22 protein-coding genes are annotated in these 24041 nt (G+C 45.3%); 10 read left to right on the top strand and 12 right to left on the bottom strand.

From position 1 onward, the window contains the following. The first annotated feature begins 253 nt into the window (after window positions 1-253). The 3 genes from ettA to R7P64_RS19260 all read left to right on the top strand — a co-directional run bounded on the left by ettA (window position 254) and on the right by R7P64_RS19260 (window position 3552). Entirely contained in the window at window positions 254-1921 is a 1668-nt protein-coding gene (gene ettA / locus R7P64_RS19270; RefSeq protein WP_005381894.1) for an energy-dependent translational throttle protein EttA, read from the top strand. Between the two features lie 230 nt (window positions 1922-2151). Next, window positions 2152-2511 carry a PilZ domain-containing protein gene (locus R7P64_RS19265; protein ID WP_065274196.1) on the top strand — a complete coding sequence of 120 codons (360 nt, stop codon included), beginning with the start codon at window positions 2152-2154 and terminating at the stop codon, window positions 2509-2511. Window positions 2512-2550: 39 nt separating this feature from the next. Beyond that, on the top strand, window positions 2551-3552 hold the full coding sequence (locus tag R7P64_RS19260; protein WP_005381900.1) for a M23 family metallopeptidase: 1002 nt from the start codon (window positions 2551-2553) through the stop codon (window positions 3550-3552). Window positions 3553-3629: 77 nt separating this feature from the next. On the opposite strand, the gene tyrA is transcribed toward R7P64_RS19260, so the two are convergent. The 3 genes from tyrA to nagZ form a co-directional block, all read right to left on the bottom strand. Then, window positions 3630-4757: a bifunctional chorismate mutase/prephenate dehydrogenase gene (tyrA, locus tag R7P64_RS19255; protein ID WP_318118465.1), complete on the bottom strand. Its 1128-nt coding sequence runs from the start codon at window positions 4755-4757 to the stop codon at window positions 3630-3632. A gap of 21 nt (window positions 4758-4778) precedes the next feature. Beyond that, window positions 4779-5855 carry a 3-deoxy-7-phosphoheptulonate synthase gene (locus tag R7P64_RS19250; RefSeq protein ID WP_005381904.1) on the bottom strand — a complete coding sequence of 359 codons (1077 nt, stop codon included), beginning with the start codon at window positions 5853-5855 and terminating at the stop codon, window positions 4779-4781. Window positions 5856-6062: 207 nt separating this feature from the next. After that, entirely contained in the window at window positions 6063-7046 is a 984-nt protein-coding gene (nagZ, locus tag R7P64_RS19245) for a beta-N-acetylhexosaminidase (protein WP_318118466.1), read from the bottom strand. 99 nt (window positions 7047-7145) lie between these two features. Between nagZ and R7P64_RS19240 the strand changes: the two genes are divergently transcribed. Further along, entirely contained in the window at window positions 7146-8258 is a 1113-nt protein-coding gene (locus R7P64_RS19240; RefSeq protein WP_318123840.1) for an anhydro-N-acetylmuramic acid kinase, read from the top strand. Window positions 8259-8294: 36 nt separating this feature from the next. Continuing rightward, the gene (gene murQ / locus R7P64_RS19235) at window positions 8295-9224 is read left to right on the top strand and encodes an N-acetylmuramic acid 6-phosphate etherase (protein WP_318118468.1); all 930 of its coding nucleotides are present in this window, start codon (window positions 8295-8297) and stop codon (window positions 9222-9224) included. Between the two features lie 51 nt (window positions 9225-9275). Here the strand turns inward: murQ and R7P64_RS19230 are convergent, their stop codons facing one another. Further along, window positions 9276-9548 carry a hypothetical protein gene (locus R7P64_RS19230; protein WP_318118469.1) on the bottom strand — a complete coding sequence of 91 codons (273 nt, stop codon included), beginning with the start codon at window positions 9546-9548 and terminating at the stop codon, window positions 9276-9278. Window positions 9549-9662: 114 nt separating this feature from the next. Further along, window positions 9663-10004: a DUF2799 domain-containing protein gene (locus R7P64_RS19225; protein WP_005381912.1), complete on the bottom strand. Its 342-nt coding sequence runs from the start codon at window positions 10002-10004 to the stop codon at window positions 9663-9665. 280 nt (window positions 10005-10284) lie between these two features. Between R7P64_RS19225 and R7P64_RS19220 the strand changes: the two genes are divergently transcribed. The 4 genes from R7P64_RS19220 to R7P64_RS19205 all read left to right on the top strand — a co-directional run bounded on the left by R7P64_RS19220 (window position 10285) and on the right by R7P64_RS19205 (window position 14937). Continuing rightward, the gene (locus tag R7P64_RS19220) at window positions 10285-11769 is read left to right on the top strand and encodes a carbon starvation protein A (RefSeq protein WP_005381914.1); all 1485 of its coding nucleotides are present in this window, start codon (window positions 10285-10287) and stop codon (window positions 11767-11769) included. Between the two features lie 193 nt (window positions 11770-11962). Then, window positions 11963-13651: a sensor histidine kinase gene (locus R7P64_RS19215; protein WP_318118470.1), complete on the top strand. Its 1689-nt coding sequence runs from the start codon at window positions 11963-11965 to the stop codon at window positions 13649-13651. Window positions 13652-13663: 12 nt separating this feature from the next. Continuing rightward, window positions 13664-14392, top strand: coding sequence for a two-component system response regulator BtsR (btsR, locus tag R7P64_RS19210; protein WP_005381917.1), 729 nt, complete (start codon window positions 13664-13666; stop codon window positions 14390-14392). A gap of 74 nt (window positions 14393-14466) precedes the next feature. After that, a complete protein-coding gene (locus R7P64_RS19205) occupies window positions 14467-14937 on the top strand; it encodes a low molecular weight phosphatase family protein (RefSeq protein WP_318123837.1) in 471 nt (156 codons plus the stop codon). Between the two features lie 46 nt (window positions 14938-14983). Here the strand turns inward: R7P64_RS19205 and ispH are convergent, their stop codons facing one another. The 6 genes from ispH to murJ form a co-directional block, all read right to left on the bottom strand. Beyond that, a complete protein-coding gene (gene ispH / locus R7P64_RS19200) occupies window positions 14984-15949 on the bottom strand; it encodes a 4-hydroxy-3-methylbut-2-enyl diphosphate reductase (protein WP_017636164.1) in 966 nt (321 codons plus the stop codon). A gap of 24 nt (window positions 15950-15973) precedes the next feature. After that, on the bottom strand, window positions 15974-16405 hold the full coding sequence (gene fkpB, locus R7P64_RS19195; RefSeq protein WP_005381922.1) for an FKBP-type peptidyl-prolyl cis-trans isomerase: 432 nt from the start codon (window positions 16403-16405) through the stop codon (window positions 15974-15976). Between the two features lie 144 nt (window positions 16406-16549). Beyond that, window positions 16550-17056, bottom strand: coding sequence for a signal peptidase II (gene lspA, locus R7P64_RS19190; RefSeq protein WP_005385948.1), 507 nt, complete (start codon window positions 17054-17056; stop codon window positions 16550-16552). A 73-nt stretch (window positions 17057-17129) separates the two neighbouring features. Next, window positions 17130-19958, bottom strand: a complete 2829-nt coding sequence (gene ileS / locus R7P64_RS19185; protein WP_318123835.1) for an isoleucine--tRNA ligase — start codon at window positions 19956-19958, stop codon at window positions 17130-17132. A 64-nt stretch (window positions 19959-20022) separates the two neighbouring features. After that, window positions 20023-20958: a bifunctional riboflavin kinase/FAD synthetase gene (gene ribF / locus R7P64_RS19180; RefSeq protein WP_005381933.1), complete on the bottom strand. Its 936-nt coding sequence runs from the start codon at window positions 20956-20958 to the stop codon at window positions 20023-20025. Window positions 20959-21027: 69 nt separating this feature from the next. Then, window positions 21028-22590 (bottom strand): murein biosynthesis integral membrane protein MurJ, encoded by a 1563-nt coding sequence (gene murJ, locus R7P64_RS19175; RefSeq protein WP_222712336.1) that lies wholly within the window; start codon window positions 22588-22590, stop codon window positions 21028-21030. 305 nt (window positions 22591-22895) lie between these two features. Between murJ and rpsT the strand changes: the two genes are divergently transcribed. After that, window positions 22896-23156 (top strand): 30S ribosomal protein S20, encoded by a 261-nt coding sequence (rpsT, locus tag R7P64_RS19170; protein ID WP_005381938.1) that lies wholly within the window; start codon window positions 22896-22898, stop codon window positions 23154-23156. 304 nt (window positions 23157-23460) lie between these two features. Here the strand turns inward: rpsT and R7P64_RS19165 are convergent, their stop codons facing one another. Next, window positions 23461-23769, bottom strand: coding sequence for an ArsR/SmtB family transcription factor (locus tag R7P64_RS19165; protein WP_005381940.1), 309 nt, complete (start codon window positions 23767-23769; stop codon window positions 23461-23463). Window positions 23770-24041 lie beyond the last annotated feature (272 nt).

The following is a 24041-nucleotide window of genomic DNA, read 5'->3' as shown; positions in this document are numbered from 1 at the left end:
CAACTTAGTGTATTAAAAATTGTACTCGTCAAACTTTTAAGACGATGGAGACAAAGCGTTTCTAACTCGCATAGAAAACACTTCGTCATTCTTAACGAATAACAAAAGTGTATACCCTAACCGTGTAAGTTTCCGGTCAGCTCAAAATAAGAAATCCATTCGTTAGGGAAATTCTTGCAATGCGGTAACAAAAACAAAGCAGTTGGTATAAAATGATGGGTTTGAATGACAGTTAATTTAGGAACGATCGGCAATGGCTGAATACGTATATACCATGTCGCGGGTGAGCAAAATTGTGCCACCTAAGCGTCAAATTCTTAAAGACATCTCTCTGAGCTTCTTCCCTGGTGCGAAAATCGGTGTTTTAGGTCTGAACGGTGCAGGTAAATCCACACTGCTACGTATCATGGCAGGTATCGACACGGATATCGACGGTGAAGCGCGTCCACAACCTGGTCTAAACGTAGGTTACCTACCTCAGGAACCAGTATTAGACGAATCAAAAACCGTTCGTGAAGTTGTTGAAGAAGCGGTTGCTGACGTTGCTGACGCTCTGAAACGTTTGGACGCAGTCTACGCAGCATACGCTGAACCAGATGCAGACTTCGACGCACTTGCAAAAGAGCAAGGCGAGCTAGAAGCCCTTATCCAAGCGAAAGATGGTCACAACCTAGAAAATGCGCTTGAGCGTGCAGCAAACGCACTACGTTTACCTGAATGGGACCAAAAAATTGCGCACCTATCAGGTGGTGAACGCCGCCGTGTGGCTATTTGTCGCTTGCTACTTTCTAAGCCAGACATGCTATTGCTTGATGAACCTACCAACCACCTAGATGCAGAATCAGTGGCTTGGCTAGAGCGCTTCTTAGTGGATTACACAGGTACCGTAGTAGCCATCACCCACGACCGTTACTTCCTAGATAACGCTGCGGGCTGGATCTTAGAACTGGACCGTGGTGAAGGTATCCCATGGGAAGGCAACTACACCTCATGGCTGGAGCAAAAAGACGCTCGTCTACAACAAGAAGCCTCCCAAGAGAGTGCTCGCCAAAAGACTATCGAGAAAGAGCTTGAGTGGGTACGTAAAAACCCTAAAGGTCGTCAAGCGAAGTCAAAAGCACGTATGGCTCGCTTTGAAGAACTGCAAAGCTCTGATCACCAAAAACGTAATGAAACCAATGAACTGTTTATCCCACCAGGTGAGCGTCTAGGTGATAAGGTTATTGAAGTGAAGAACCTGACCAAGTCATTTGACGGTCGAGTTCTGATTGATGACCTGTCATTCAGCATCCCTAAAGGTGCAATTGTTGGTATCATCGGTGCTAACGGCGCAGGTAAATCGACGCTATTCAAGATGTTAAGTGGTACTGAACAACCAGACTCGGGCACAATTGAGATGGGCGATACAGTAAAACTAGCATCTGTCGATCAGTTCCGTGACAGCATGGACGATTCTAAAACCGTATTCCAAGAGATCTCTGAAGGTGCTGATATCATTAAGATCAACAACTTCGAAATCCCAGCTCGCGCATACTGTTCACGATTTAACTTTAAAGGCAGTGACCAACAAAAAATTATTGGTGAGCTATCGGGTGGTGAGCGTAACCGTGTCCACCTTGCGAAGCTTCTTAAAGCGGGCGGCAACGTGTTGCTACTCGACGAACCAACCAACGACCTTGACGTTGAAACACTGCGTGCTCTAGAAGAAGCATTACTAGAGTTCCCTGGTTGTGCAATGGTTATCTCGCACGACCGCTGGTTCCTTGACCGTATCGCAACCCACATCATTGACTACCGTGACGAAGGCCAAGTTAACTTCTACGAAGGTAACTACACAGAGTACATGGATTGGTTGAAGAAAACATTGGGTCCTGAAGCCGCAGAACCACACCGTATCAAATACAAGCGTATTGCGAAGTAATCGCAACCCACAAAGTTTGATTGTAATTTGTACAAAGGCCGCTATCATAGCGGCCTTTGTTTTCTTTGTTATAAAAAGAGCTCATTAGCCCGTCTCGTTCGTTAAGAACATGACATTGCACTTACGTCACTCTGTAGCGACTTCGACACTTTTCAAACAACAATCGAACATTTTTTGTTCGTATTGATATACTATTCAATTCTGTTTGACGACCTGACGAGAATATTCATATGACAGAGAGACGACGCTTTTCACGTATTCTCCATCAAGCTCCAGCTAAGATAGAACAACGTGACTTGGCAATTGAAGCTAGGATTCAAGATCTTTCCTTGCATGGTTTACTCATGAAAGTGGAAGAGACTGAGGCTTTGGATCCAACCCTTCCAGTCCATGTGACTTTTTCATTTGATCAATCCGAACAAGTGATTACGTTAAAAGCGCAAATTGTGAATGTCTCTAAGTGTGAGGTTAGGTTGAAGATCGCTAAGATAGACATCGAAAGCATTAGCCAACTAAAACGATTTATAGAATTGAATGTAGGCAATAACGACCTTCTGAATCGAGAGTTAGAGCACCTCTCTGGTTTTTAGGAGAAAAATAAATGAACGCCTATTTAAGTAACAATAACTATGTCTAAAAAAATCATCATGCAGATCCCGACGAAAGACGGCGATCAGCAGTTCTATTTGGGCCGCAGTTCGGTCCTAGCAGTATTTGCTTCAGTATTGGCATTACCCGCCGTCGTTGGTGGCGCGTGGTACCTTAATCAGCAGCAGATGCACAATAAAGACGAACTAACACAAATCATCGCCAAACTGGAAAGTGAAAAGGCCGAAGTGACGGCTCTTTACGAAGAGCAGCTTGATACCAATCATTCGCTTTCCCAATCTTTGACGGACAAAAACAATCAAATTCAGCTATTGGGCAAACGGGTATTCGACGTTGAATCGGTTTTAGGTCTCGCAGACGAAGAGTTGATGATCGATGAGAACAGCATGGGGTTAGAGGAGCGAATTGACGCAGCCGCTATCGATTCTGCTGTTCGCGCGACGATGTTCCGTTTGATACCAAATGACAGTCCAGTCACATACCAACGTATTTCTTCTTCTTACGGCAGTCGTATTAATCCGATTTCAGGTAAGAGGCATGTTCATACTGGTATCGATCTGACTTGTAAAAGAGGAGAAGAGATCCTGGCACCGGCTGACGGTGTGGTGGAAACCGTTCGCCCGAGCAATCGTGGTTATGGTAACTATGTCACCATTCGTCACTCATTTGGCTTTATGAGCTCCTTTGCTCATCTACAACGCTTCAAAGTGAAAAGCGGTCAGTTTGTTAGTAAAGGCGACATCATTGCTCAATGCGGTAACTCTGGCAACTCCACAGGGCCACACTTGCACTATGAAGTACGCTTCCTCGGACGAGCACTCAACCCTCAATACTTAATGGAGTGGACGCCAGAAAACTTCAATGACGTCTTTGAAAAAGAGAAAAAAGTGAAATGGGGACCTTTGGTTCAATTGATTGATAACGTTGTACGCCTACAAGTCAATTTAACCAATTCACCCTATCGCGATACCAGTATCAACACAGTATCAAGTGAAGATACGAGTAATACTGCGACGAACTGATTTGTCCATCAACACGAAAAAGAGCAGCTTACGCTGCTCTTTTTGTTTCGGACTCTGCACGGCTAAATGACCCGTGATTAGCCGCGATGAATATTATCATTCGCCTGTTTGAGTAAGTTTTGGCTCTCATTCATAAATTGTTGAGAATAAGTACCAAACCAATCACTCACCTGCTTAAAGCTTTCGATGAATCGAGCTTTGTCTCTGCTATCCAAAATCGCTACCGCATCACCTAAACGCTGATGGAATCGCTTGATCATATCGATATTCTCTTGAGAAGAGAAAATGATATCACCGTACAAGTTCGGATCCTGACCAAACAGTCGTCCCACCATCGCCAATTCAAGGCGGTAGATTGGCGAGCTTAACTTCAACAACTGATCGATGTTCGGGTTCTCTTTGCTTAGGTGCATACCGTAAGCAAACGACGTGAAGTGGCGCAACGCCTGAATCAACGTCATGCCATGATCGTGCTCTTGTGCATCGATTTGGCACAAGCTTGCGCCCCAAATTCCAAACTGTTGCAATAGCCATTGGTAATGCTCGTGACCACGACCATCACAGTACACAATAACCTGCTTGGCAAGGCTCGGAACATCTGGGCCAAACATTGGGTGTAAACCAACTACAGGACCTTGGTGCACATTCAACATTGCTTGCAGAGGCTTCGACTTGATAGAAGTCAGGTCACACAGAATGCAGTCTTGCGGCAAGTTCCCCAGTTTTTCGATCACCCCTTCCGTTAGATGAATCGGCACCGTGACCACGACTAAACCCGCGTTGTCTAGAATCTCATCCGCATGATCCCAGTCTTTACTACCGAGAACTTTGACCTGGTAGCCCGACAATTTGAACATACGACCAAACAGGCCACCCAATTGACCATTACCACCAATAATAACAACTGAGCGTAAATCAGGGTTCAAACACTTAAAACCGGAATCTTTCTCGCTGGCATAAGACTCACGCATTGTTCGACGCAGAATATCTTCAATAAGCTGTGGAGGGATTCCCATTTTTTCAGCTTCAGCGCGACGAGAAGCTAACATCGCCGCTTCGCGGTCTGGAGCATAAATTGGCAAACCATGTTCGCTTTTTACTTCCCCAACTTTCTCTACGAGCGCTAAACGCTGAGCCAATAGCTCCAACATTTGCTTGTCGACTGCATCAATCTGTTCGCGTAATGCGTTAAGTTCAACTGCCATTGATGTTCCTTAAATCCTGTATTAATTAGCCTTTAGACGATTTTCTAAGAAAGGCACTAGCTCTTCATGTGCATGACGTAATAGTGCCTCAGTTGAATCCCAATTGATACATGCGTCAGTGATAGATACACCGTATTTCATCTCTTCAAGAGCTAAGTCAGAAGATTGATTTCCTTCATTGATATGGCTTTCAATCATAAGACCGATAATAGATTTATTGCCTTCACGGATTTGATGAATCACATCCTCCGCGACTAATGGCTGGCGACGGTAATCTTTACGTGAGTTGGCGTGACTGCAATCCACCATTAATGAAGCATCAAGACCAGATTTCGCCATCTCCTGCTCACACTCAGTGACGGATACCGAATCGTAGTTAGTTTGCTTGCCGCCACGTAAGATCACATGTCCATTAGCATTGCCCTGGGTGGTTAATAGTGCGACTTGTCCCTCACGATTAATTCCCATAAAACGGTGGCTAGAGGACGCAGCTTGCATCGCGTTAATTGCGGTTGCCAAACTGCCATCCGTGCCATTCTTAAAACCGATTGGCATAGACAGGCCGCTTGCCATTTCACGGTGAGTTTGTGACTCCGTCGTACGAGCACCGATGGCTGCCCAGCTAAAAGTATCCGCCAAGTATTGTGGGCTAATTGGGTCTAGAGCCTCAGTCGCGAGCGGGATTTCCATCTCTGCCAACTCCACCAGAAGTTCGCGTCCAACATGCAGACCGTGTTCAATATCGAAACTGCCGTCTAGGTGTGGGTCATTGATCAGGCCTTTCCAGCCGACCGTGGTGCGCGGCTTCTCAAAGTAAACACGCATAACAATATACAGTTGGTCACTTAGTTGTTCAGAGAGTGCTTTAAGTCGCTTTGCGTAATCCTTCGCCGCTTCTACGTCGTGGATAGAACATGGACCGCATACAACAAGCAGGCGGTGATCCTTCTTGTGAATAATATTAGCGATAGTTTGACGAGACTCTTGAATAAAGCGACGTGCTTTTTCACTCAAAGGAAGCTTGGTTTTTAGTTCCTCCGGAGTAATAAGAACCTGTTCTTCGATAATATTAATATTGCTCAACTCACTTTTCTGCATAACTCTAACCTGTATATTTATTTTTACACCCAACCAAACCTTTGGTGAGACAACTAAGCTTTAACGACAAGATAACAGGCTAAAAAAGAAAAACAAGCGTACAGAATAAAAAACATTTAGTGTAAACTTAGGTTTACAGTAAAATGAAAAGCCAAAGTATAATTAACTTTGGCTTCTCATCGCTGTTTTGAATCTTTTACAAGAGGTTTAGCTAGTCAAGCGTTTCATCGCTTCACTCGCCGCTTTCCACTCTTGAGATAGCTTAAGTTCGCTTGGAGAAAATGACTGTTTTTTCAGTAATCCATCCGCGAGTGGCACGGTTGAAACCGGTAAGTTGTCTAATACCTCAACGTGCGCTTCTCGTTTATTACACATTAACAACATATCGCAGCCAGCTCTCAATGCTTGAGCACCTCGCTCGGCAGGGCTGCCCATAATCGCAGCGCCTTCCATGGTCAAGTCATCCGAAAAAACCAAACCTTTAAAACCCAATTGCTGACGCAGGATCTGTTTTAACCAGTATTCAGAACCGCTGGCTGGTTGAGCATCATAATGTGGGAAAATCACGTGAGCAGGCATCATGGCATCTAAAATACCGGCATCAATTTGCGCTTTGAAGATCGCCATATCTTGTTCAAAAATATCACTGCGCTCATCGTATGGTGTTTCTAGATGTGAGTCTGCAATCACGCCACCATGTCCAGGGAAGTGCTTGCCTGTCGTTGACATGCCAACACTCTTCATTCCCTGCATATATGCAGTGCTATAGAGAAGAATGGTATCGGCATCTTCACCGAATGCACGGTTACCGATCGCTTTACATTGATGGCCTTGGTCAAGTACCGGGGCAAAGCTTAAATCAATATCATGGGCAATCAGCTCTGCTGCCATTAACCAACCGCCCATACGAGCAAGCTCTTCACCATTTTGATGTTTAGCGTACTCATCAGCAGCAGGAATTAATGAGAAACCTTCACGAAAGCGCTGCACTCGGCCGCCTTCTTGATCCACACCGATCAAAAACGGGCGCTTAGCCGCCTTTCGGATGGATTGAGTAAGTGCTTGAAGCTGTTCGCTATCATGATAGTTGCGAGCAAATAGAATTAAGCCACCAACCGTAGGATGCTCCAAGATTTCTTTGTCTTCAGCGGTCAGTTCATACCCCGCAACGTCAACCCATAACGGTCCCATGTTTTCTCCTCAAAATCGGCTGAATATCTCGTATTCGATGAGGTTATTCGCTTCAGATTTGCTTTACAATAAGTGAATGAAGAATTGACGAGATCGGCTATGAAATTTAACGAACTGTACATTGGTGTGATGTCTGGAACGAGTATGGATGGTGTTGATACCGCTCTAGTTGAAATAAGCGATGAGCACGTTCGCCTGATTGCACACGACGACTACCCAATGCCCGCAGCGCTAAAAGACATGCTGCTATCTGTTTGTACCGGTCAAGCAACAAATTTAAAAACCATAGGTGAACTTGACCACCAGCTCGGCCACCTATTTGCAGATGCCGTGTTACAGCTGCTCAATAAGTCTGGTTACGTCGCAGAGCAAATTCGTGCGATTGGTAATCACGGTCAAACAGTGTTCCATCAGCCTACCGGAAACTTGCCGTTTACCACTCAATTGGGCGATGCCAACATTATCGCGGTCAAGACAGGCATTGATACGGTAGCGGATTTTCGTCGTAAAGACATGGCGCTAGGTGGACAAGGTGCCCCACTCGTCCCTGCTTTCCATAAAAGCATTTTTGCGATGCAGGATTCCACAACTGTAGTACTTAACATTGGAGGCATTGCCAATATCTCGGTACTGCATCCAGAACAACCAGTCATTGGCTATGACACAGGCCCGGGCAATATGTTGATGGACGCATGGTGTGCGCTGCATACTGGGCAAAGCTTCGACGAAGATGCACAATTTGCACTTAAAGGAACGGTAAACGCTACTTTGTTGACTCAATTACTCAAAGAAGCTTACCTCGCCATGCCAGCCCCTAAAAGTACCGGACGAGAACTGTTCAATATTGACTGGCTGCATCAACAACTGGCCCATCACAATTTACCAACCGAAGACGTACAGCGTACACTCTGCGAATACTCTGCGATTACCATTGCCAACGAAGTCGACAAGTTTTCTCATGGCATCACACCTCAACTATTGGTCTGTGGCGGTGGAGCAAGAAACCCACTTTTGATGCAGCGACTAGCTAAGTTATTGCCACAATGGAGCGTTGCGACAACGGCAGAAAAAGGCGTTGATGGCGACTACATGGAAGCAATGGCGTTTGCTTGGCTTGCGCAGCGCCATATTCACGGCCTCCCTAGCAACTTACCGGAAGTTACGGGGGCAAGTCGTCTCGCTTCACTGGGTGTACTCTATTCAAAAAATTAAGGGCAATAGATCCTAAACAAAAAGGCTTAATTCATTATGACGAACGATGCACTTATCGCAGCTTTATCCCATCTGGTATCTGAAGGGCGAAACCCAGACACCATGGACATCGACTTGCTGCCTTCTCACGATATTGTTCAACGCATCAACCAACAGGACAAACTCGTTCCTCTTGCCGTTGAAAAAGTGTTGCCTGAGATCGCTGAAGCCGTTGATAAGATCACGGAAGCATTTAAGGTCGGAGGTCGGTTGTTTTACATCGGTGCGGGTACCAGTGGTCGACTTGGCGTTTTGGACGCTTCAGAATGCCCACCAACTTTTGGCACAGATCCAGAGATGGTCGTTGGTATTATTGCCGGTGGAAAAGAGGCAATGTTCCGTGCAAAAGAAGGGGCGGAGGACGATCCAGCATTGGGTGAGCAAGATCTTAAAGAGAATACGCTAACACAACGCGATGTCGTCGTTGGTATTGCGGCAAGTGGACGAACACCTTACGTGATTGGTGGCTTAGAGTATGCGAACGAGCTTGGTGCCACCACTGTAGCACTATCTTGTAACCCTGACTCTCCGATTGCAGATATTGCTGATATTGCGATTAGCCCCGTTGTTGGACCTGAAGCGTTAACGGGATCCACTCGCTTAAAATCAGGGACAGCACAAAAACTCGTACTGAACATGCTCACTACCGCAAGCATGATTCGCCTAGGCAAAAGTTATCAGAACTTAATGGTAGATGTGAAAGCGACGAATGCAAAGCTAGTTGCAAGAGCGGCTCGTATTGTTATGCAAGCAACAGATTGTACTAACCAAGAGGCTAAAACGGCGCTCAAAGAAACTGACTACGACGCCAAGTTAGCGATTTTGATGATTTTAACCGGGCTGGATAGAGAAAGCGCAACTGAGCAACTGAACGCCAAGCAAGGATATTTAAGAAAAGTCGTGATCGCGCAAGCTAATCAATCTTAATCAATAAAGCGCCTCACTTATTTAAAAGTCAGGCGCCTTTTATGGCTTAATTTAGTAGTTCAATCGTTCAATGTGAGTAATACCGACTTTACCTTCAAGGTCACTGAGCATATGAACCATTGCTGGGTATGGTTGTGCTCCAGGGTAGACAACTTCTGCATTACAGAAAAACGCATAGTTTTGTCCGGCTACGACTTGAGTAGCCACAACCAAAGGGGAGTATTTGACACCGACAAACCCCTCGATACCTTTAGCAAATACTTCTTTATTCTCTGCAGTGAGTTCATGAAATGGACTCCAGCCACCAGCCATTTGCGTTGACATAATGTGATTCCTTTTTTTCTGTGCTCACTATCAATCAATATGAGCATGGTTTAATAAGGAAGACTTTGCCACATTTATGTGATGCAGACAGTGTAACAACGGCTTTATTGACTATTAATTTGAGTATTCATTCCAACCACGTTGCCATTCCATGCGGAATTTTTGCGCTTGCTCAGTACCTTCACAAACCCCTTCGTAATACTGACCAGATAACCCCATTTGATACGCAAAAGCAGGATTACAGTACTCACGTAAACCTTCTAAATAACCTTGGTCGTAGTCACTTTGCTTAACACTACCCAATTCACGAAGCTCGCTCATCGTACGCGATGTGTGTCCGGTTATGCCATCTTGATATCCGATCTGATGCCAATCTCCCGACTTGGCAAGATCTGCTGTCGTTGCTGTGCATCCTGCAAGTAAAGCCAGTGCCAGACCTACCGTTACCTTTTTCATGGTTCTTCCTTAAGTAATTGTTTTCAAAAATAAGCTTACCACTAATTATTGGCGCTTGCCGCTGAGCTTGCAGATTTAACCACTGATGACTCAAATCAGCCGCTCAAGACTGTCATCAACCTTTCGCCATTTTTAAAAACCGCTCAAGCAGCATATCGACCACTCAGTGCTCTATTCGACCACTCATCTACTAACCGAATGCATTTAACACAAGTGACGCATAACATGCATCCTGAGATTAAAAAATTACCCTACCCAACTAAGACCAAGGACAATTGCTATGATGTGGTTTCTAACCTGTGTCGCAGCCCTAATCGGCGGATACTTCATCTACGGCGCTTTCGTCGAGAAGATTTTCGGCATCAATGAAAAACGCCAAACGCCAGCTCACACCAAATCGGACGGTGTTGACTTCGTTCCAATGTCAACAAAGAAAGTTTACCTAGTTCAACTACTTAACATCGCAGGTGTTGGTCCAATTTTTGGCCCGATCATGGGGGCACTATACGGTCCTGCGGCGATGCTTTGGATTGTAGTCGGTTGTATTTTCGCTGGTGCAGTACACGATTACTTCTCAGGCATGCTTTCAGTGCGTAACGGCGGTGCATCGGTACCTACCATTACAGGTCGCTACCTAGGTAATGGCGCAAAACACTTTATGAATATTTTTGCCATTGTCCTATTGCTTCTAGTTGGCGTAGTGTTCGTTTCAGCCCCTGCTGGCATGATTACTAACCTCATCAATGATCAAACAAGCTTGAGTGTAAGCATGACGACGATGGTTATTGCTATCTTTGCTTACTACATCATTGCGACGATTGTTCCTGTCGATAAAATCATTGGTCGTTTCTACCCACTGTTTGGCGCCCTACTTATCTTTATGTCTGTTGGCCTAATGACAGCCGTTGCTTTCTCTAGCGAACACACAGTAATGGGTGACTTCCAAGTTTCGGACATGTTCTCTAACCTCAACCCAAATGACATGCCGTTATGGCCTGCATTGTTCATCACTATCGCATGTGGCGCTATCTCTGGCTTCCACGCGACTCAGTCTCCACTGATGGCGCGTTGTATGGAGAATGAGAAAAACGGTCGCTTCGTATTCTACGGTGCAATGATTGGTGAAGGTGTTATCGCGCTAATTTGGTGTGCTATCGCTCTGTCTTTCTTCGGCTCTCTAGACGCTCTATCAGAAGCTGTGAAAAACGGTGGCCCTGGTAACGTGGTATACAGCGCATCATTTGGTCTGCTAGGTGTGTTCGGTGGTATCCTTGCGTTCCTGGGTGTGGTTATCCTACCAATTACGTCTGGCGATACAGCGTTCCGTTCAAGCCGCTTGATCCTTGCTGAATACTTCAACATGGAACAAAAAACGCTACGTAACCGTCTACTGATGGCACTTCCACTGTTCGTTATCGGCGGTATCTTAACTCAAGTAGACTTCGGCATTATCTGGCGCTACTTCGGTTTTGCAAACCAAACAACAGCGGTAATGATGCTTTGGACTGCGTCCGCTTACCTACTGCGTCACAACAAGCTGCACTGGATTACCACTATCCCAGCTATCTTCATGACCACGGTATGTGTCACGTTCATCTTAAACAACAGCTCGCTAGGTTTTGGTCTGCCAATGCAACTATCAACTATCGTAGGTATTGTGTTTGCCCTAGCTGTGACAGGTTACGTTATCAAAACCTCTAAGGGTAAAGGTGAAACTGAACTGGCTGACGAAGAGAAACCACAAGCCGTATCAGAAACAGCGTAATACTCGTCACATCTGAGTGACTAAGATAGGAGCCTGCCAATTGCAGGCTCTTTTTGTTTTATACCCAAGTCACTTTAAGACTCAGAAAGCACAGCGCAGCATCATTTACTTAGCTGTTCTTATCTATCTGAGCCAAGCATCTTGAGGTTACTTAGGTATACAATAACAACATTGATTCTAGGTTAGGTTCACTATGGAACTGGTCATCTCCCTTTTACAACAGATGTGTGTGTACTTAGTTTTGGCTTACATGCTAAGTAAAACGCCAATCATCTTACCTTTGCTGAGTATTTCTTCGCGCTTAAGCCACCGCCTAATTTGTTACGTACTCTTCTCTGGCTTTTGTATTCTCGGCACCTATTTCGGTCTGCACATCAACGATGCTATTGCCAATACTCGTGCGATCGGCGCAGTTATGGGCGGGCTGTTTGGTGGACCTGTTGTAGGTTTCGCCGTCGGATTTACTGGTGGCATCCATCGATACTCTCTTGGTGGCTTTACTGACCTAGCCTGCGCAATTTCAACCACCGCCGAGGGCGTAATTGGTGGCTTGCTCCACGTTTACCTTATCAAGCGAAATAAAGGCGCATTGCTGTTTAATCCAAGCGTCGTATTCAGCGTCACGTTTGTTGCAGAAGTGGTGCAAATGATTTTGCTGCTCGCCGTCGCGAAACCTTTTGATCAAGCCTATGAACTGGTGTCCGCTATTGCAGCGCCTATGATCATCGCGAATTCATTTGGTGCGGCGTTGTTCATGAGTATCCTGCAAGACAGAAAAGCAATCTTTGAAAAGTTTTCTGCGACGTTTTCGCGTCGAGCGCTCACCATTGCTGATCGCTCAGTGGGAATTCTAAGCAACGGCTTCAACACCGAAAACGCAGAGAAAATCGCGCGTATTATTTACGAAGAAACCAAAGTGGGCGCTGTCGCGATTACTGACCAAGAAAAAATCTTAGCGTTTGTGGGCATTGGCGATGATCACCATAAACCAAACACGCCGATTTCATCGCAAAGCACATTAGACTCCATGGAGAAAAACGACATCATTTATCTTGATGGTGCGGAGCGTCCATACCAATGCTCCATTGCAAAAGATTGCAAGCTCGGATCTGCGCTGATCATCCCACTGCGTGCAGGGAAAGAGGTCATTGGTACCATAAAGCTGTATGAACCGAAGCGTAAATTGTTCTCGACGGCCAACATGTCGATGGCGGAAGGAATAGCCCAGCTTCTATCTAGCCAAATCCTTTATGGCGATTACCAACAACAACAAGCCTTACTCGCCCAAGCAGAAATAAAATTGCTTCACGCTCAGGTGAATCCACACTTTTTGTTTAATGCACTCAATACTATTAGTGCGATTACTCGTCGTGACCCTGACAAAGCGCGCGAGCTAATCCAAAATCTATCGCACTTCTTCCGCAGCAATTTAAAGCAGAACATTAATACCGTGACGCTAAAGGAAGAGCTTGCACATGTGAACTCGTACTTGAGCATCGAAAAAGCGCGTTTTACGGACCGCTTAGAGGTTGAAATCGATATTCAACCTGAATTGCTGGACATCAAATTACCAAGCTTTACACTCCAGCCTTTGGTTGAGAACGCCATTAAGCATGGCATTTCAAACATGCTTGAAGGTGGTAAAGTTCATATATACAGCGAAGCACACCCACAAGGTCACTTGATTACCGTCGAAGACAACGCAGGCAGTTTTGAGCCGCCAAAAGAAAACCACTCAGGGCTAGGTTTAGAAATTGTCGACAAGCGTCTCACTAATCAATTTGGACGTGATGCAGCGCTAAAAATTACGTGCGAGCCACATCAATTTACTAAAATGAGCTTTATCATTCCCCAAAATCATAAAAGCACGCTGAAGCAATAAAGGTAATGTTGGATGTTAACCGCACTCGTCATTGATGATGAACAGTTTGCTCGTGAAGAGCTAGCAGAGTTACTGGATGAAACAGGCCAAGTTGAGGTCGTGGGCGATGCCTCAAACGCAATCCTCGGCCTAAAAAAAATCAATGAACTCAAGCCTGATGTGGTGTTTCTCGATATCCAAATGCCTCAAGTCACGGGGATTGAATTACTTGGGATGCTTGATCCAGAAACCATGCCTTATGTGGTTTTTGTCACGGCTTATGATCAGTATGCGATTCAAGCATTTGAAGACAATGCCTTTGATTACTTGCTCAAACCTGTCGACCCATGCCGGTTAACTAAAACGGTCAAACGACTAAACAAAGTCATTAGCCAATCCGCCCTAACGCAACAACTGTCTGCTATTACACCTGACACGTTGGATCAGATACCGTGCATCGGACACAACCGCATCGTTATCATGGCCACCGACACGGTGGAATGTGCTTACAGTGATATCAGCGGCGTGCATGTACGCTCCACCAGCCAAACCGCGAGCACCCAACTGACATTAAAAACGTTGGAAGAGAAAACCCCTCTAGTCCGCTGCCATCGTCAATACTTAGTCAGTATTAAAGCAATTAGCGAAATCAAGTTACTGGAAAATGGGTTAGCGGAAATCATCACCAAAACAGGCTTTGAGATACCAGTAAGCCGCCGCTACTTAAAGGTGCTCAAAGAGATGCTCGGCATTAGCCACTAACACAAAAACTTCACACATCATCGCTGAGTTTCCGCTAGCGTATAAATAGGACGCTCTGAAAAGACGAGGCGACGATGTATAAAGTTTTATTCATATGTAAGCACAACGCTGGACGAAGCGTCCTCGCGGAGTCAATCGCAACCAATATCCTGCCAGCAGATTTTAGTGTCACCAGTGGAGGCTCACATCCCACAGGCAAGGTGCACCCATTGGTGCAAAAATACTTAGATGACCACCAACTCCCCATTCCGCATATCCACACGCATTCATGGGAGGAGCGAACTCAGTGTCTTCCCGACATCGTTATTATTCTCTGTGATTCTTTACATCAAGAAACCGCTCCTCAGTGGCTTGCAGGTGGTGTTCGCGTAAACTGGCAAGTTGATGCTTTTCCGACCGATGGTTCTGATGAAGACATGTACGCACATTGCGAAAAGGTTGCTCAGTCGCTTGAGCGAAGAATCACGAAGATGTCTGATATGATTATCGATGGTTTAGGAAAAGACCAAATTCGTGATTACCTAAATGAGTTAAGAGAGATGTAAAAAAGGCGACCCACAGGTCGCCTTTTGAATATTCGATAAATGGAGACTAATCCACTTGCTTGATTTGCAGTTCTTTAGGTACTTCAAAGAACATATTCTCTTCACGGCCAAGTACTTCATCAACCGCTTCGGCACCGACGAGCTCTTTGATTCGCTCTAGAATCTGATTAACGAGCTCTTCCGGAGCAGATGCTCCCGCAGTCACGCCGACCTTTGTTTTGCCTTCGAACCACTCAGGTTTGATATCTTCCGGACAGTCGGTTAAGTAGCCAGGTGTCCCTAGCTTTTCAGCTAGCTCTTTAAGACGTGTAGAGTTTGATGAGTTTTTAGAACCCACCACAACCATCACATCTACGTCACCAGCTAATTCACGTACGGCGTCTTGGCGGTTTTGTGTCGCGTAACAGATATCGTCTTTACGTGGACCTTGGATATCTGGGAACACGCGGCGTAGCTCTTCGATAACATCGGCAGTTTCATCGACAGAAAGCGTCGTTTGGCTTACGTAATGAAGATCGGATGGATCTTTCACAATCGCCTTCAGTTTCTCAACATCGGCTGGAGTTTCAACCAAGTACATACCACCGGTTTCACTGGCGTATTGCCCCATCGTACCTTCGACTTCAGGGTGACCTGCGTGACCAATCAGAACCACTTCCATATTACGACGGCTCGCACGCGCCACTTCCATATGCACTTTGGTTACTAAAGGACACGTTGCGTCAAATACGGTCAAATCACGCAGCTTGGCTTCCTGACGAACTGCCTGCGATACACCATGAGCAGAAAAAATCACAATGTTGTTGTCTGGCACTTCGTGCAGTTCTTCAACGAAGATAGCACCACGCTGTTTTAGACCTTCAACCACAAAACGGTTATGCACCACTTCATGACGCACATAAATCGGTGGCTGATACATCTCTAGCGCACGCTCTACGATGCTAATCGCGCGGTCAACACCAGCACAGAAACCACGTGGGTTAGCTAACAGGATTTTCATTTCATTGCTCATGGAAGTTATCTTTTATTTGGTTCGCTATTCTACTGACAAAATTTCAACTTCGAAAGTCACGTCTTGTCCCGCTAGAGGATGGTTGAAGTCCACAGTGACTGAATCGCCTGCAATCTCTGTAATAATGCCCGGGATTTCCATGCCATCAGGGCCACTGAAGGCCATGATTGTACCAACTTCCACTTCTGCATCACCTACAAATTTAGTGCGATCCATATAGTGAATATGATCAGGGTTTGGCATACCAAACGCGTCTTCTGCCTTTAGCTCAATCGCTTTTTGTGCGCCTGTTTCGAGGCCGATCAAGCATTGCTCAAAGTTTTCACTCAAGCTGCCATCACCCATAACAAACTTCGCTGGTTTACCCATGTTATGAGTACTATCTGCAACCGATCCGTCTTTCATTTTAATCGTAAAGTGAAGGGTTACTACCGATTCATTGGTTATTGTTGTCACGTTAATGCTTCCTTGTTCTTGGGTTATTACGCTGTCAGCTTGGTCTTTTTATACATTGATATGCTGATTTGCGCTCCAACATAATAAAAAGCGTCGCTCGAATCAACGGACGACGCTTAGGGTTATTCGATATACCGCAAAAGATTACTTGTCAGCGTCTTTTTTACGGAAGCCATCCAGAATAATCATTGCTGCACCAATACAGATCGCCATGTCAGCAAGGTTGAATGCTGGCCAGTGGTAGTTACCCCAGAAGAAGTCTAGGTAATCAACAACAAAGCCATGAACGACGCGGTCAAACACGTTGCCCACTGCACCACCAATAATCAGTGCATAAGCAATGTTGTTCCATTTTTCTTTTGCTGGAAGCTTACTCATCCAGTAGGTCAAAAGACCCGTAACAACAAACGCGATACCTGTAAATAACCAGCGCTGCCAACCAGCTTGATCGCTCAAGAAGCTGAATGCTGCACCGTAGTTATGAACATAAAGTAGGTTGAAGAATGGCAGCACCTCAATTCGGTTTGCCCATCCGTAGCCCATGTTGTCCATCACCACCAATTTGATGCCAATATCTGCAATAAATACCAGAATTGCTAACCACAGCCAGCGAACTCCAGATTGCTTTAACGTCAGTGCTTTTTCACTCATTACTTTACCTACAAACAGCCCCAGTAAATACTGGGGCTGTTAATTTTAAAAAAAGTTCAGTCGTTCTAGGCAATTACGCGAATTTACGTACTTCACCTTCGCCGTCTACGTTAGACACACAACGACCACAGATCTTCTCGTGACCTTCGATTGTGCCTACGTCTGGCGTGTGGTGCCAACAACGGTCACACTTCTCGCCTTCAGCTGCTGCTACTTCAACAAACAAGCCTTCGATATCTGTGGCTTGTGCTGCATCCGTCTTCTCACCTAGGGGCTTAACTTTCGCCGCAGAGGTTAGTAGAACAAAGCGCAGTTCATCTTCAAGTTTGTTGATCTTCGCCGCTAGTGCGTCATCAGCAAATAGAGTCACTTCAGCTTGTAGTGCACCACCAATGGTTTTCTCTTTACGCGCATCTTCTAGAAGTTTGTTTACCGCACCACGAACCGCTTGGATCTCAGACCAGAATTCGTTGCTCAGCTCTTCACCTTCAGCAAGACCGAATAGACCGTCGAACCACTCACCAGCGAATACGAACTTGTCGCGTTGACCTGGCATTTCGTTCCAGATTTCATCTGCAGTGAACGACATGATTGGCGCCATCCAACGAACTAGCGCTTCTACGATGTAGTAAAGTGCAGTCTGACAGCTACGTTGAGCGTTGCCGCCACGTTTTGCTGTGTACTGACGGTCTTTAATTACGTCTAAGTAGAAAGAGCCCATTTCGATTGAACAGAATTGCATTAGACGCTGAGTTACACCGTGTGTGTTGTACTCTTCGTATGCTTTAACGATCTCTTCTTGTGCTGCTAGTGCACGACCAACCGCCCAGCGATCTAGCGCAACCATCTCTTCAACAGGAACGATGTCTGTTTCAGGGTTGAAGCCGCTCAAGTTAGCTAGGAAGAAACGCGCTGTGTTACGGATACGACGGTACGCATCTGCGCTGCGTTTTAGGATTTCATCAGAAACCGCAACTTCACCAGTGTAGTCTGTAGAAGCAACCCATAGACGAAGAATGTCAGCACCTAGCTTGTTGGTTACGTCTTTTGGCGCAACCACGTTACCGATAGATTTAGACATCTTACGACCCTGACCATCAACCACGAAACCGTGTGTCAGTACTTGTTTGTAAGGTGCTTCGTCTTTCATCGCAATAGATGAAATTAAAGAAGATTGGAACCAACCGCGGTGTTGGTCAGAACCTTCTAGGTATAGGTCTGCACTGTTGCCGTTGTACTCTTCACGAGCATCAACAACAGAGAAGTGAGTGACACCTGAATCGAACCATACGTCTAGCGTATCTAGCACTTTTTCGTATTGGTCAGCGTCAGCACCTAGTAGTTCAGCGGCATCTACATCCCACCATGCTTGGATGCCTTTCTCTTCAACCAGCTTAGCGACTTTCTCGATCAGCTCTAGCGTGTTTGGATGAAGTTCTGCTGTTTCTTTATGAACAAACAGAGCAATTGGCACACCCCAAGTACGTTGACGAGAGATACACCACTCAGGGCGACCTTCGATCATACCTTCGATGCGGCTTTGACCCCACTCAGGCATCCACTCTACATTCTTGATTGACTCTAATGCTTTAGCACGTAGGCCAGCTTGGTCCATAGAAACGAACCATTGAGGTGTAGCACGGAAGATGATTGGAGTCTTATGACGCCAACAGTGTGGGTAGCTGTGCTCGTAAGCGTGGTGGTGTAGTAGTGCACCTTTTTCTTTTAGTACTTCTACTACTGCATCGTTCGCTTTAAATACGTGCTGACCAGCAAATAGCTCTGTATCTGGTAGGTAAACACCGTTTGAGCCAACTGGGTTTGCTACTTCTAGGTTGTACTTGTTACCAACCGCGAAGTCTTCTTGACCGTGACCAGGAGCAGTGTGAACAACACCAGTACCTGAATCAGTCGTAACGTGATCACCAAGGATCGCCGGTACAGTGAAATCGTAAAATGGGTGTTGGAATTGAGAAAGCTCTAGGTCCGCACCTTTAGCAAAGCCAAGGTTGTGGAAGTGCTCGATACCCGCACGGTCCATTACGTCTTTCGCTAGCTCAGCAGCAACGATGATACGCTCAGCGTTGTCGCCTTCTGTTTGGATAAGCACGTACTCTAGATCATCACGTAGACATACTGCGCGGTTTGCAGGCAGTGTCCAAGGTGTTGTTGTCCAGATAACGATAGATACGTCACCGTGACCTTCATGACCTTCTGTCAGTTCAAATTTAGATAGCAGTGCCGCTTCGTCAGCCGCTTTAAAACGAACGTCGATAGATGGCGATACTTTATCTTTGTATTCTACTTCCGCTTCAGCAAGAGCAGAACCACAGTCTGTACACCAGTGAACAGGTTTGAAACCTTTTAGCAGGTGACCATTGCTTGCGATCTTACCAAGAGCACGAATAATGTTCGCTTCAGTTGCGAAATCCATAGTGCGGTATGGCTTGTCCCACTCACCCATGATACCAAGGCGTTTGAAGCTCTCTTTCTGACCTTCAACCTGACCTGCTGCGTATTCACGACATTTCTCGCGGAATTCCGCTGCTGTCACTTTTTGGCCTGGCTTACCTACTTTCTTCTCTACCATTAATTCGATTGGTAGACCGTGGCAGTCCCAGCCTGGGATGTAAGGTGCGTCAAAACCTGAAAGTGTTTTGGATTTAATAATAATGTCTTTAAGAATCTTGTTTAGTGCGTGACCAATATGAATGTCACCATTTGCGTAAGGAGGGCCATCGTGCAATACGAATGACTTTTTGCCTTTCTTAGCTTTACGGATTTCACCGTAAAGATCTTCTTTGTACCAACGCTTAAGCATTTCTGGCTCACGATTGGCCAGGTTGCCGCGCATTGGAAACCCTGTTTCAGGTAAGTTCAGGGTATCTTTATACTCACTCATCGATTCTTAATTCCGTTATATTGGGCGAAAATTAGACATTATGTTGAACGGTGGAATAAACCGCTCAACGCTTAAGCTGACGCAGCCACACCCTTGCTGCTTCAGCATCCAATTCGATTTGTTGTTTAAGTGCTTCAAACGACTCAAACTTTTGCTCATCTCGAAGTTTATGCAAAAGTTCCACTTCTAGTTGCTTGCCATATAAATTGGCATGAAAGTCGAATAAGTGCACTTCTAACTGTTGGCGAACACCATTGACGGTTGGTCTTTGACCAATATTAGCAACACCACCAACTGGCTTATTTCCTAAGCCAAGCGCTTGAACAACATAGACTCCGGAAACCGGAGAAACACAGCGTTTCAAAGGAATATTTGCAGTAGGGAACCCAATGGTTCGACCTAGCTTTCTTCCGTGAGAAACACGACCGCTGATGCTGTAGTTTCTTCCCAGCATCTGTTGCGCGGAATGCAAATCGTCACGCGCCAGCGCTTGACGGATAGCCGTACTGCTGACACGTAATTGTTGTAAACAAAAGCTCTGGGTACTTACGACATCAAAGCCGTATTTTTCCCCTGCTTCCTGCAGCATTGCAAAGTTACCTGTACGGCCTTTGCCAAAGCAGAAATCATCACCAACGACAAGAAACTTAACACCCAAACGCTCGACCAACAAGTCACGGATAAACTCTTCCGCGGTTAAACTTGCAAAATGGCGATTGAAATTGACACACAGTAAGCGGTCAATATCGAGCTTACTCAATTGCACGAACTTATCGCGTAATCGCGTCAACCTTGCAGGTGCCTTGTCTTTGGCAAACAGCTCCATCGGCTGAGGTTCAAAGGTCATCACAACAGAAGGCAAGGATAGCCTGTCCGCTTGCTCAGACACTTGCTGCAATACTTGTTGATGGCCTTTATGGACACCATCGAAATTGCCAATAGTCAGCACACAACCATGATGTCGCGGGTTGATATTGTGAATGCCTCTAATCAGTTCCATTGGATACTGCTTTCTGCCTCTGTTTTACTTTACACTGTGTGAAACTGACGGATTATATACTAATCACCCTCAGTCTGTCCCAGCTTTTAGGTCTTTTAAACGCGCACCAGTTAAAAATAGAACCACTAGGTAAACTACTGCTCCTAAACCGATCAACATCCCTAGCACCGCGCTTCGGTGAGCAAAGCTCCAGCCCAGCCATACTGACATATCTTCCAGTTGCCATAAGATTGCCGCAACCATCGCCGCGCCAGCAATAGCTAAACGTATAATAAAGAAGACGGTTCGCTTAGTGATTTGGTATACCTCTGCGATGTGCAGGCCACGATACAGCAGTGCCATATTCACAAATGCCGATAGTGCTGTCGCGATAGCCAAGCCAACGTAGCCATAGAAGTACGCAAAAATTGCATTAAATACCATGTTGGTCACCATCGCAATGATGCCGTATTTCACTGGCGTTTTGGTGTCTTGACGCGAGTAATAACCCGGAGCAAGCACTTTAATCAGCATAAAGTTCAACAAGCCTGAAGCGTAAGCAAAGAGTGACAATGATGCTTGATGTACGTCTTGTGGCGAAAACTCACCTCGCATGAATAACACCATCAACATAGGTTTTGCCAGTACCATCAAACCAAGCATTGCAGGAAGGCCAAGTAAGATCACCATGCGCACCCCCCAGTCCATGGTTTGTGCGAATCCTTCATTTTGTGCGTCAACATGTTTGCGTGATAATGCTGGTAAAATCACCGTTGCAATAGCAATACCAAACAGACCTAACGGGAATTCCAACAAGCGATCTGAATAGTACAACCAACTGATCGAACCGGTTTGCAGAAAGCTGGCAATAAAAGTATCAAACAACAAGTTGATTTGGCTTACCGACACACCGAACAAAGCAGGAATCATTAAGGTTCGGATCTTCACCACGCCCGGATCGCGCCAGCCCCATTTTGGCTTAACCATAACCCCCGCTTTAATAAGGAAAGGGATTTGAAATAAGAACTGAACCAAACCACCAAGGAAAACACCGATGGCAAGACCAATCTCTGACTGTGACATCTGCGGCGAGATAAACCATGCTGCCAAAATGATCATTACGTTGAGGAAGACGGGAGTAAACGAAGAAACCGCAAACTTACCTAGTGTATTAAGAATGGCTCCCGATAGGGCAACAAAAGTGATGAACCATAAATAAGGAAAGGTAATCTTGAGCATCACGCTAGCAAGTTCGAACTTCTCAGCCGCGGGACCACCATGCATCCAGTCTAGGAACCAACCAAAACCAAACAGTGCAGTCACCACACCGGAACCTAGAATACCTAAGATGGTAACAATTGAGACTATCACCCCCAACGTGCCCGCTGCACGAGCAATGAGCTCCCGAGTTTTATCCATGTCGCCTTGAGCATGGCTTTCCGTTAAAACAGGTACAAACGCTTGGGAAAAAGCACCTTCAGCAAACAAACGTCGTAAAAAATTAGGAATTTTATTGGCGAAGAAAAAGACGTCTGCGCTTGCTCCTGCCCCCATTAAACTTGCCACTACAACATCACGAACTAGGCCAAGAACGCGGGAAATAAATGTCATAGCACTGACGATCATGCCAGACTTGAGTAGTCGTTTACTCACTGTAACCTCGGAATATCACCATAAGACAGCTAACCCTATACTGTTTCTCTGACAGGTGCTGCAAATAGACGTCAAAAATCTATCCGCGGGTTGTAAGGAATAAGTGTGCCTTTCGCGGATAATTATTAGCATTGGTATAAAAATGCTGTTAGAATCCCCGCCATCTTAACCGCGATAACCTCTCTTACCAAAATTTGTTTTGGCTTAGATCGGTTTTTGCACAAATCATTTGACATTTAAGCGCAAATGAGGGATATTCCTCGCCCTTAAATTGTCACAGAACTAAGTTTTTGGGAGTTAGACCCTTGGCAAATAGTAAATCTGCTAAGAAGCGCGCTATCCAAGCTGAGAAACGTCGTCAGCACAATGCTAGCCGTCGCTCAATGATGCGTACTTACATGAAGAAAACTGTTGCTGCTATCGAAGCAGGCGACAAAGAAGCTGCAACTGCTGCATTCGCTGTAGTTACACCTATCCTAGACCGCATGGCAACTAAAGGCCTTATTCACAAGAATAAAGCAGCTCGCCATAAGTCTCGTTTCGCTGCACAAATCAAAGCTCTTTAATAGAGTCCTGATTTTACAGTGAAGAAAAAACCGACCTTGTGTCGGTTTTTTTATATCTACAAAATTTTCTTAATAAAAAAAGCTGGCAATGCCAGCTTTTCTTTTTCTGAATGTCCCATTTAAAGACATCAGCTTATTCATTACCCATATAACGCTCATACTAGAAAGCACTAATAAAACACTTGAGAACAAAGCAAATTGATCGATGAGTAGTACCCTATCATCAAAAGTTTAACGCCACTCTCAAATATTCCAACAAGTTAGATTCACACTCTAAGATGAGCAGTATATTAGGACTATTTAATTAATGTTGAGCACTCTCAGCACAATAAAGACTATGCAGTGTTTTTATTAACGCTTTCACTTCATCACTCTTTAATGTGTAGTACACCGTTTGTGCTTCTTTCCTTGTCGTGACTAACTCATCACGGCGAAGCCAAGCAAGATGCTGAGATAATGCCGACTGGCTTAGCTCTAACTTTGCACACAGCTCTCCCACGGACAGCTCTTGGTTATGCAGCATACAAAGGATTTGTAGGCGTCTCTCGTTTGCCATCGCTTTGAGCAACACGACGGCTTTTGCGGAGTTCTGCTCCATTTCTTGTAGATTCATGTGTTGGACCTCTAGCTACAACTTACTTATTCCAACCCTGGCCAGCTTGTTGTGTTGCACTGATTTATATATCTAAGAAAATCAAGATACACTTCCAGAGTCTTCATTATTAGAACCTCTAATTTAGTTGTTAGTGATACACCAATATTATCCACCAAGGATTTTAATTGGTGCGCCATCAATAATTAATAGTTTTGCTCACTAAAACAAGTATCTTGCTTACTTAGATATTATTTAGAATTATATTTTTATTGATAGTAATCTATTTATTT

The sequence above is a fragment of the Vibrio sp. 2304 genome (assembly GCF_033339475.1).
GTDB lineage: Bacteria > Pseudomonadota > Gammaproteobacteria > Enterobacterales > Vibrionaceae > Vibrio > Vibrio alginolyticus.
Note: the sequence above shows the minus strand (reverse complement) of the source record. Positions and strands in the feature narration are given on the sequence as shown.